This window comes from Shigella sp. FC1661 (assembly GCF_001712525.1).
GTDB lineage: Bacteria > Pseudomonadota > Gammaproteobacteria > Enterobacterales > Enterobacteriaceae > Escherichia > Escherichia coli.
In genome coordinates this window covers 17,711-28,249 of record NZ_MDGW01000310.1, presented here as the reverse complement: position 1 = coordinate 28,249, position 10,539 = coordinate 17,711, and the positions used below count along the sequence as shown (strand labels likewise).

The window sequence follows — 10,539 nt, the reverse complement described above, 5'->3', positions numbered from 1 at the left end:
GCCATGGCAAACAAGCTGGCACGAACAGTATGGGCGATAACCGCCCATGACCGTAAGTATGACAGGAACCACGTCAGTATCAGACCATATTAATCGCTGATACCATTAAACAATGAACTCTTAACAAAAGGGTGAATGCTGAAAGGTTGCTATGGCGGCCAGAGTGATGACAAAGACAGGTAAGACCGTGACTCACTAAACCTGAACAGTATTTTGGGCTTGAAGTCCGCCGTGAAAATAAGGGGTGAGTCGGCGAATTACATAGGGGCTCGCAGCGTTACGGCTGCAATAAAGCCGGATATAAAGCTGCAACCTACCCGTCATGTCAAAACAATGGATGCCTTGCAAACGGGATGCGTTCATATAAAAAACTGTGAGTAAGCGGGTGATAAATGGTAAAAGTCATCTTGCTATAACAAGGCTTGCAGTGGAATAATGAAGCCGTTTCCGTGTCCATCCTTGTTAAAACAAGAAATTTTACGGAATAACCCATTTTGCCCGACCGATCATCCACGCAGCAATGGCGTAAGACGTATTGATCTTTCAGGCAGTTAGCGGGCTGCGGGTTGCAGTCCTTACCGGTAGATGGAAATATTTCTGGAGAGTAATACCCAGTCTGTTTCTTTGATAATTGCGCTGTTTTTCCGCATGAAAAACGGGCAACCGACACTCTGCGCCTCTTTGAGCTGACGATAACCGTGAGGTTGGCGACGCGACTAGACACGAGGCCATCGGTTCACACCCGGAAAGGCGTTACTTTGCCCGCAGCTTAGTCGTCAATGTAAGAATAATGAGTAAGTTACGATGAAAAGAATGTTAATCAACGCAACTCAGCAGGAAGAGTTGCGCGTTGCCCTTGTAGATGGGCAGCGTCTGTATGACCTGGATATCGAAAGTCCAGGGCACGAGCAGAAAAAGGCAAACATCTACAAAGGTAAAATCACCCGCATTGAACCGAGTCTGGAAGCTGCTTTTGTTGATTACGGCGCTGAACGTCACGGTTTCCTCCCACTAAAAGAAATTGCCCGCGAATATTTCCCTGCTAACTACAGTGCTCATGGTCGTCCCAACATTAAAGATGTGTTGCGTGAAGGTCAGGAAGTCATTGTTCAGATCGATAAAGAAGAGCGCGGCAACAAAGGCGCGGCATTAACCACCTTTATCAGTCTGGCGGGTAGCTATCTGGTTCTGATGCCGAACAACCCGCGCGCGGGTGGCATTTCTCGCCGTATCGAAGGCGACGACCGTACCGAATTAAAAGAAGCACTGGCAAACCTTGAACTGCCGGAAGGCATGGGGCTTATCGTGCGCACCGCTGGCGTCGGCAAATCTGCTGAGGCGCTGCAATGGGATTTAAGCTTCCGTCTGAAACACTGGGAAGCCATCAAAAAAGCCGCTGAAAGCCGCCCGGCCCCGTTCCTGATTCATCAGGAGAGCAACGTAATCGTTCGCGCTTTCCGCGATTACTTACGCCAGGACATCGGCGAAATCCTTATCGATAACCCGAAAGTGCTCGAACTGGCACGTCAGCATATCGCTGCATTAGGTCGCCCGGATTTCAGCAGCAAAATCAAACTGTACACCGGCGAGATCCCGCTGTTCAGCCACTACCAGATCGAGTCGCAGATCGAGTCCGCCTTCCAGCGTGAAGTCCGTCTGCCGTCCGGTGGTTCGATTGTTATCGACAGTACCGAAGCGTTAACTGCCATCGACATCAACTCCGCACGCGCGACCCGCGGCGGCGATATCGAAGAAACCGCATTTAACACCAACCTCGAAGCTGCCGATGAGATTGCTCGTCAGCTGCGCCTGCGTGACCTCGGCGGCCTGATTGTTATCGACTTCATCGACATGACGCCTGTACGCCACCAGCGTGCGGTAGAAAACCGTCTGCGTGAAGCGGTGCGTCAGGACCGTGCGCGTATTCAAATCAGCCATATTTCTCGCTTTGGCCTGCTGGAAATGTCCCGTCAGCGCCTGAGCCCATCACTGGGTGAATCCAGTCATCACGTTTGTCCGCGTTGTTCTGGTACTGGCACCGTGCGTGACAACGAATCGCTGTCGCTCTCTATTCTGCGTCTGATCGAAGAAGAAGCGCTGAAAGAGAACACCCAGGAAGTTCACGCCATTGTTCCTGTACCAATCGCTTCTTACCTGCTGAATGAAAAACGTTCTGCGGTAAATGCCATTGAAACTCGTCAGGACGGTGTGCGCTGCGTGATTGTGCCAAACGATCAGATGGAAACCCCGCACTACCACGTGCTGCGCGTGCGTAAAGGGGAAGAAACCCCAACCTTAAGCTACATGCTGCCGAAGCTGCATGAAGAAGCGATGGCGCTGCCGTCTGAAGAAGAGTTCGCTGAACGTAAGCGTCCGGAACAACCTGCGCTGGCAACCTTTGCCATGCCGGATGTGCCGCCAGCGCCAACGCCAGCTGAACCTGCCGCGCCTGTTGTAGCTCCAGCACCGAAAGCTGCACCGGCAACACCAGCAGCTCCTGCACAACCTGGGCTGTTGAGCCGCTTCTTCGGCGCACTGAAAGCGCTGTTCAGCGGTAGTGAAGAAACCAAACCGACCGAGCAACCAGCACCGAAAGCAGAAGCGAAACCGGAACGTCAACAGGATCGTCGCAAGCCTCGTCAGAACAACCGCCGTGACCGTAATGAGCGCCGCGACACCCGTAGTGAACGTACTGAAGGCAGCGATAATCGCGAAGAAAACCGTCGTAATCGTCGCCAGGCACAGCAGCAGACTGCCGAGACGCGTGAGAGCCGTCAGCAAGCTGAGGTAACGGAAAAAGCACGTACCACCGACGAGCAGCAAGCGCCGCGTCGTGAACGTAGCCGCCGCCGTAACGATGATAAACGTCAGGCGCAACAAGAAGCGAAGGCGCTGAATGTTGAAGAGCAATCTGTTCAGGAAACCGAACAGGAAGAACGTGTACGTCCGGTTCAGCCGCGTCGTAAACAGCGTCAGCTCAATCAGAAAGTGCGTTACGAGCAAAGCGTAGCCGAAGAAGCGGTAGTCGCACCGGTGGTTGAAGAAACTGCCGCTGCCGAACCAATTGTTCAGGAAGCTCCAGCTCCACGCACAGAACTGGTGAAAGTCCCGCTGCCAGTCGTAGCGCAAACTGCACCAGAACAGCAAGAAGAGAACAATGCTGATAACCGTGACAACGGTGGCATGCCGCGTCGTTCTCGCCGCTCGCCTCGTCACCTGCGCGTGAGTGGTCAGCGTCGTCGTCGCTATCGTGACGAGCGTTATCCAACCCAGTCGCCAATGCCGTTGACCGTAGCGTGCGCGTCTCCGGAACTGGCCTCTGGCAAAGTCTGGATCCGCTATCCAATTGTACGTCCGCAAGATGTACAAGTTGAAGAGCAGCGCGAACAGGAAGAAGTACAAGTGCAGCCGATGGTGACTGAGGTCCCTGTCGCCGCCGCTGTCGAACCGGTTGTTAGCGCGCCAGTTGTTGAAGAAATGGCTGAAGTCGTAGAAGCCCCCGTACCGGTTGCCGAACCGCAACCGGAAGTGGTTGAAACGACGCATCCTGAAGTGATTGCCGCCGCGGTAACTGAACAGCCGCAGGTGATTACCGAGTCTGATGTTGCCGTAGCCCAGGAAGTTGCAGAACACGCAGAACCGGTGGTTGAACCGCAGGAAGAGACGGCAGATATTGAAGAAGTTGCCGAAACTGCTGAGGTTGTGGTTGCAGAACCTGAAGTTGTTGCTCAACCTGCCGCGCCAGTCGTCGCTGAAGTCGCAGCAGAAGTTGAAACGGTAGCCGCGGTTGAACCAGAGATCACCGTTGAGCATAACCACGCTACCGCGCCAATGACGCGCGCTCCGGCACCGGAATATGTTCCGGAGGCACCGCATCACAGTGACTGGCAGCGCCCTACTTTTGCCTTCGAAGGTAAAGGTGCCGCAGGTGGTCATACGGCAACGCATCATGCCTCTGCCGCTCCTGCGCGTCCGCAACCTGTTGAGTAATAATTAGCTCAAAGTAATCAAGCCCTGGTAACTGCCAGGGCTTTTTTATTTCATGTTTGAATCAACATATTAAAATTCATCAAATGGCATCCTTGCTAACCAACAATGCAAAATAGGCAAAAAAAATGCCCGCCCCGGCGATCCCTGAGCGGGCAGACAAAACATACCCAGTTTCATGATATGTTTTAAAGCGAGCTTATTTGTTGAGCTGGAAGAGCGACAATCCCTGCATATCGGTAAATGCTTTATACGATGCCTGCAATGCCGTTTGCTGCATGATGTAAGATGAAATAGTTGCATTCCAGTCCACATCAACCAGATCGCTCATCTGCTGCGTTTGCCCTAAAGCGCGATCGCTACCTAAGGAATCCAGCGACTCCAGTTCGTTCAGCTGCGTGCCTAATTCCGCGCGAACGGTAAGGACATTATTCAGCGAGTTTTTCAGTCCACGGTTGGTTTTATCCAATGCCGCAGCGGCGATTTCTTTATCCGCTTCGCTATCCGCGACCGGCGTTTTCAGGGCTGCGATGGCGCTATCCAGCATGGCAAAAAGATTGGTTTCAGAAGCGCTACCGTCTGGCTCCGCAACTGCGTTGCTGGTAATACTGTCGAAAATTTTGTCACCCGTGTGCCCTATCACCATCGAACGCGAAGCATCGACCTGTTGCTTAATACTTTCTGCTCCACCGACGTATTTCCCTTTCTCTTCGCTAAACGGCGCAGTCTCTGTTTTATAACCGGCAAAAATGTAGCGCCCGTTACCGTCAGTGGTGTTCGCCAGATTCAGCAACTGGTCACGAATCCCCTGAATATCCGTAGCCAGCGAGGCCCGGTCATCGTCACTCAAGGTGCCATTGCTGGCGTAGACAATTTTTTCCTGAGCATTCTGGATAGCAGTGGTGACCTGGCTAAGTACACTCTCTTCCAGTGACACTTTTTGAGTGGCGAAAGTACGCGCCAGCGTGTACTGGCTGTTTTGCGCCTGTGCCTGGGAGAGAACTACGGCTTGTGATGCTGCAATGGGATCGTCAGAAGGGTTAACGACTCGCTTACCTGTCGACATCTGCTCGCCGTACTTCATCCATTCCGCCTGAGAATTGGTGATGCCACGCATGTTTTGCTGGTACATCATCTGGGTACTGAAACGCATCTTATCTCCCCTTAGCGAATGTTAATCAGCGCATCAAAAATCGCGTTTGCCGTCTGCAGAACCTGCGCATTCGCCAGGTAATACTGCTGAAAACGTTGCAGATTTCCGTACTCTTCGTCGAGATTGACGCCAGAGATAGACTGCTGCTGATTGGAAAGCTGCGTCACCACATTACCTTGCGTGGCGCTACTGGTTTTCAACGTCGCGGTTTTATTACCGATATCACTCACTAACGAGGCATAAGCGTCGTTAAAGGATTTCGCACCGCCCACCGTTTTACTGTTGCTTTGCAGATCCAGCAGGGCCTGACCGTTGCGGTTATCGCTATCACCCGCATCTTTTTCGCTCGCCATCGCTATTTTCGCTTCGTCGGTGATTAATACATCCATGTTGACGATGGCGTCACTTACTGGTTTCAGCGTGAAGCTGTCGTTAACGGCAGGCGTTCCTGTAAACGTCAACTCCAGACCATCAAATGCCACTTTACCGTTGGCATCCGGCGTCACCGTAAAAGTGGTATTGCTGGCAAGGCGGGTGACCTGCCACTGATTATTATCGAACGAGATTTTGTAATCTGTCGCCAGTACCGCGGAGGCATCAGTTACCGTGGCACCGATCGCAACGTCACCTTTGTTTTTCGTGTTTTGCAAAACCGCGGGCTTACCGATAGCAAAGAAATCTTCACCAGCATCGCCGTTGGCATCAAATCCGGCTTTGTGTTGGGTGTTGAAAGCCTCGGCAAATGCCAGCGCCAGTTGTCCAAGCGTATTACGCGTCTGGTCCAGATCCTGAGAACGGAATGTCAGAATGCCGCCCAGCGACCCGGTATTCAGTAATTTCTCCGGGATCTCAATATTGCCTGCCGTCCCATCAACGTAAGCGACAGTCATACGAGAAGGGTCGGCGCTGGAAGGAACTGCCGCCAGTTGCCGCGCCGTACTTCCCTGAACCAGTGAGTAACCATTGGCCATCGTGATGTTATAAGTGCCGCCATCCTGAACGCTGACTTCTACACCAACAATCTGGTTTAATTCGCTCACCAGTTGATCGCGTTGATCCAGCAGATTGTTAGGTGACGCCCCTGCCCCCACGCCTGTCAGGCGGGAGATTTGGTCGTTCAGGCTGGCGATTTGTTTAGCGTAATTGTTGATCTGATCAACGCTGGCACCTATCGCGATATTGACCTGTTTGTCCTGGTCGCGAAGATACTGATCGGTGGTTTTAAACTGATTCACCAACCCTTCTGATTTCCCAATCAGCGCCTGGCGCGCTGCCGGGTCTTCCGCGTTACTCACCAGCGTTTGCAGGCTGGTGAAGAAATCCTGCATCTGTGTTGCCAGCGAAGAGGTACTGGTGGAGAGCATATTGTCGATTTTCGACATCTGCTCATAGCGGGCAGTCAGGCCGCTACTTTGCGTCTGCGCCGCACGTAACTGGTTGGTGATAAACGCATCATACTCACGCTGCACACCAGAAACGTAGACACCATTGCCAACCCAGCCGCCAGCGCCCAACGTGCTATTGGCCTGCGCCATAATAGTGGTTTGGCGGGTATATCCGGCAACGTTATAGCTGGAGATATTATTACTTGCCGTATTTAACGCCGCCTGGGCCGCGTTCAGTCCGCTCATGGCGTTATTAATCAAGCTGGACATGGAGGTTCCTTATAAGCCTTCAATTACAGAGTATTATCGGCAGCGACCCGCCGGACTTGAGTTATTCAGAACAGATTATCAATGTTCATACTGTAGGTTTTGCTCACCTTGTCGCTTATCGATTTCATCTGCTGAATCATGTTGGTGAGTTTGCGGGCATAGTGAGGATCGGTGGCATAGCCCGCGTCCTGTAGGGCCTGCGCCCCCTGCTCCGCACTCGTGGCGGTGGTCACGGCGGCGTAGTGCGGGTTACGCGTTAACAGCCCAACGTAATCCGACTATGCTTCCAGATACGAGCTGTAGACCCGAAACTTCGCTTTTACTTTCTTCGCTTCGCCGTTTTCATATTCAGTCGTGGTGATTTCAGTAACTGGCCCTTTCCAGTTGCCAGAGGCTTTGACACCAAACAGGTTATAGCTCGGCTCGCCGTTTTCGCGGCGGATTTGCCGTTGCCCCCAACCAGATTCCAGCGCCGCCTGAGCGAGGATCAAATGATGTGGCACACCGCTTTGCTGGCTTGCCAGTTGGGCGGGCAGCGAGAGTTGCGCGAGGAATGCTTTACTGTCACCCGGCAGCGAATCATCGTAGTTACGTGGCACGGCCTTTTGCACCAGCTGCGAAAGCGCCTGATTTTGATAACGCACCACAGTTTCGAGCGGGAATTTCATCGGTGCTGCTGGCGTGGACTCCTCTGGCAATGGTTGTTCTGGCGTCATCTGTTTAACCATCATCTCTGCAAGCCCCAGACCTTTGCCCGCCGTCATCTGTTGGGCAATCTGCTGGTCATACATACTGGTATACAGGCGAGTGTGCTCGCTGCTGAACAGGCCATCTTTTGGTAAAGCGTCGCGCATGCTTTTCAACATCATCTGCACGAACATCCCTTCCACCTGACGGGCCACCGGACGGGCCACCGGACGGATATTTGCCGCCGGATCTTCGCCCGCTTTCGCCTTTAGTTCGTTGAGTGATTGCGCATCCCAGGCCGCACTTGCCAGTAGTTTGCTGTCGCTGATCATCAGATGATTTCCAGTTTTGCCCGCAGACATCCCGCACTTTGCATTGATTGCAGTATGGACATCAGATCCATCGGCGTAGCGCCCAGCGCATTGAGCGCGCGCACCACGTTATTGAGCCTGGCGCTGGAACGTACGCTTTGCAGCGAACCGCCGCTCTGGCGTAAATCGATCTGCGTTTGTGGAGTAACCACAGTCTGTCCACCACCAAACGGTGTATCTGGCTGGCTGACATTGGCCTGACGATTAACTGTTACTGAGAGATTCCCCTGCGCTACCGCGCAGCTGTCGAGGGTCACTTCGCGATTCATCACCACCGAACCGGTGCGCGAGTTAATCACTACTTTAGCGTCCTGCGGGGTGACATTAACCTGCATATTCTGGATATCGGCAAGGAAGCGGACCTGGGAACTGTTGCCACTCGGTACGCGCACCTGAATAGTCCGCGCATCTAACGCGGTGGCGCTGCCATATCCACGCACGCGGTTGATGGTGTCAGCGATTTGCTGCGCCATGCTGAAATCTTCGTCGTTAAGTTGCAAATTAAGGGTATTCCCGACGCCAAACTGGCTGGGCAATTCACGTTCAATAACCGCACCATTGGTGATCCGTCCACCGTTCAGTTGGTTAACCTGAACACTGCTACCGCCAGCGGAGGCTCCTGCGCCGCCAACCAGAATATTGCCCTGCGCCAGCGCATACACCTGACTGTCAACGCCCTTAAGCGGTGTCATCAACAACGTACCTCCACGCAAGCTTTTGGCATTACCCATGGAAGAAACCACCACATCGATGGTTTGCCCCTGACGTCCAAACGGAGGAAGTGACGCTGTCACCATTACCGCAGCGACGTTTTTTAGCTGCATATTGGTGCCCGTCGGAACGGTAATTCCCAGCTGTGAGAGCATGTTATTAAGCGTTTGTGTGGTAAACGGCGTCTGGGTTGTCTGGTCACCGGTGCCATCCAGCCCACCACCAGACCATAGCCTATCAGTGAGTTTTGCCTTACCCCCTGAACACTGGTGAGATCGCGAATACGCTCAGCCTGAGCCGCCGTCGTGACCAGTAGAAGAATTAATGCAGAGAGAAATTTAATCACCACAGCCTCACTTACATTGGCGACAGGTTAAGGAAGAAACGCTGCAACCAGCCCATATTTTGCGCTTCGTTAATGTAGCCATTGCCTACGTATTCAATGCGCGCATCCACCACCTGAGTAGACGATACGGTATTGCTGCCGCTGATAGTGCGTGGATTAACCACGCCAGAGAAGCGAATAAATTCGGTACCCTGATTAATGGCAATCTGTTTTTCACCCACCACATGCAGGTTGCCGTTGACCAGTACCTGGTCAACCGTCACCGTCAACGTGCCGCTAAAGGTATTGCTGGCATTGGCCCCGCCCTTTCCGTTGAACGTGTTACCACCGGAGGCTTCGACATCGGCACGAGCGTTACCAAACAGCCCCTGCAAATAGCGCGGCACAGTATCAAAGCCAAAATTAGTTTTACCGTCACGGCTGGCATTCACAGAGGAGCTTTTGCTGGCGCTGACGTTCTCCTGCAACACGATGGTCAGCGTATCGCCAATATTGCGTGGTCGACGATCTTCAAACAGCGGTTGATAGCCATAGTTAATCGGCTGAGCAGACTGGAAAATAGAACCGTTGGCGACGGGCGTCGGACCGGGAACCGGTTGTGCACTGGTCGCCCCCTGCACCAGCGGCGTGGAGGGTATCCAGGCGCAGCCGGTTAGTGAAAGCACCAACAAGCTGGAAATGGCATAAGTATGCGCAGCGTTTTTTTGCATGGCTATCATCTTCAAAAATCAGTAAACCGGTGAACCTGCCACCGGTTAAGCCTTAGAGTTGCGTCAGTTTTTGCAGCATCTGATCGGTGGTGGACACCGCTTTACTGTTGATTTCGTAAGCGCGTTGCACCTGAATCATATTGACCAGTTCTTCCGCCACGTTGACGTTAGACGTTTCAACATACCCTTGATACAGCAATCCCGCGCCGTTCAGGCCCGGCGTGCTTTCGTTCGGTGCACCAGAGGATTGCGTTTCGGTGTAGAGGTTTTCGCCAATGCTCTACAGCCCGGTGTCATTCATAAAGGTGGTGAGATTGAGCTGCCCAACCTGAACCGGAGCTGCCTGGCCTTGTTGGGTTACGCTGACCACGCCATCACGACCGATGGTGATACTTAACGCATTCGCCGGAATGGTGATCGCTGGCTGCACCTGAAAACCACCAGCCGTCACCAGCTGCCCGTTCTGATCCACCTGGAAAGAGCCGTCACGGGTATAGGCTGATGAACCATCTGGCAACATCACCTGGAAAAAGCCCTGCCCTTTAATCGCGACATCTTTGCTGTTGTTGGTCTGCGACAGGTTTCCCTGGCTGTGTAAGCGTTCAGTGGCGACCGGGCGTACCCCCGTGCCGATTTGTAATCCGGAGGGTAAGGTGGTTTGTTCGGAAGACTGTGCCCCCGGCTGGCGAATGGTTTGATAAAGCAGATCTTCAAACACCGCGCGCTGACGCTTAAAACCGTTAGTACTGACGTTTGCCAGGTTGTTGGCAATGACGTCCATATTGGTTTGCTGGGCGTCAAGGCCCGTTTTGGCGATCCATAATGAACTGATCATAAAATGTCCTGTAGTGGATTAGTGACAAGCAGAGCAGAAGCACGCGACAGTGTGAATTTCCCCTCACCCTAACCCTCTCCCCAA

The 10,539-nt window shown here is 53.1% G+C and carries 4 protein-coding genes and 3 pseudogenes; 1 reads left to right on the top strand and 6 read right to left on the bottom strand.

What is annotated here, in order from left to right; all coding sequences use genetic code 11:
* Positions 1-804: 804 nt before the first annotated feature.
* Positions 805-3,990 carry a ribonuclease E gene (gene rne / locus BFF42_RS16580; RefSeq protein WP_000827337.1) on the top strand — a complete coding sequence of 1,062 codons (3,186 nt, stop codon included), beginning with the start codon at positions 805-807 and terminating at the stop codon, positions 3,988-3,990.
* A gap of 196 nt (positions 3,991-4,186) precedes the next feature.
* Here the strand turns inward: rne and flgL are convergent, their stop codons facing one another.
* From flgL to flgG, 6 genes and pseudogenes are all read right to left on the bottom strand, one after another.
* Positions 4,187-5,140, bottom strand: a complete 954-nt coding sequence (gene flgL / locus BFF42_RS16575; protein ID WP_001212757.1) for a flagellar hook-associated protein FlgL — start codon at positions 5,138-5,140, stop codon at positions 4,187-4,189.
* Positions 5,141-5,151: 11 nt separating this feature from the next.
* Positions 5,152-6,795, bottom strand: coding sequence for a flagellar hook-associated protein FlgK (flgK, locus tag BFF42_RS16570; protein WP_000096447.1), 1,644 nt, complete (start codon positions 6,793-6,795; stop codon positions 5,152-5,154).
* 65 nt (positions 6,796-6,860) lie between these two features.
* Positions 6,861-7,814, bottom strand: a pseudogene (flgJ, locus tag BFF42_RS16565) (flagellar assembly peptidoglycan hydrolase FlgJ).
* Positions 7,814-8,910, bottom strand: a pseudogene (gene flgI, locus BFF42_RS16560) (flagellar basal body P-ring protein FlgI). The pseudogenes flgJ and flgI overlap by 1 nt, the downstream one beginning before the upstream one ends.
* A gap of 11 nt (positions 8,911-8,921) precedes the next feature.
* Positions 8,922-9,620 carry a flagellar basal body L-ring protein FlgH gene (locus tag BFF42_RS16555; RefSeq protein ID WP_012421384.1) on the bottom strand — a complete coding sequence of 233 codons (699 nt, stop codon included), beginning with the start codon at positions 9,618-9,620 and terminating at the stop codon, positions 8,922-8,924.
* Positions 9,621-9,672: 52 nt separating this feature from the next.
* Positions 9,673-10,455: pseudogene (gene flgG / locus BFF42_RS16550) on the bottom strand (flagellar basal-body rod protein FlgG).
* Positions 10,456-10,539: the final 84 nt, after the last annotated feature.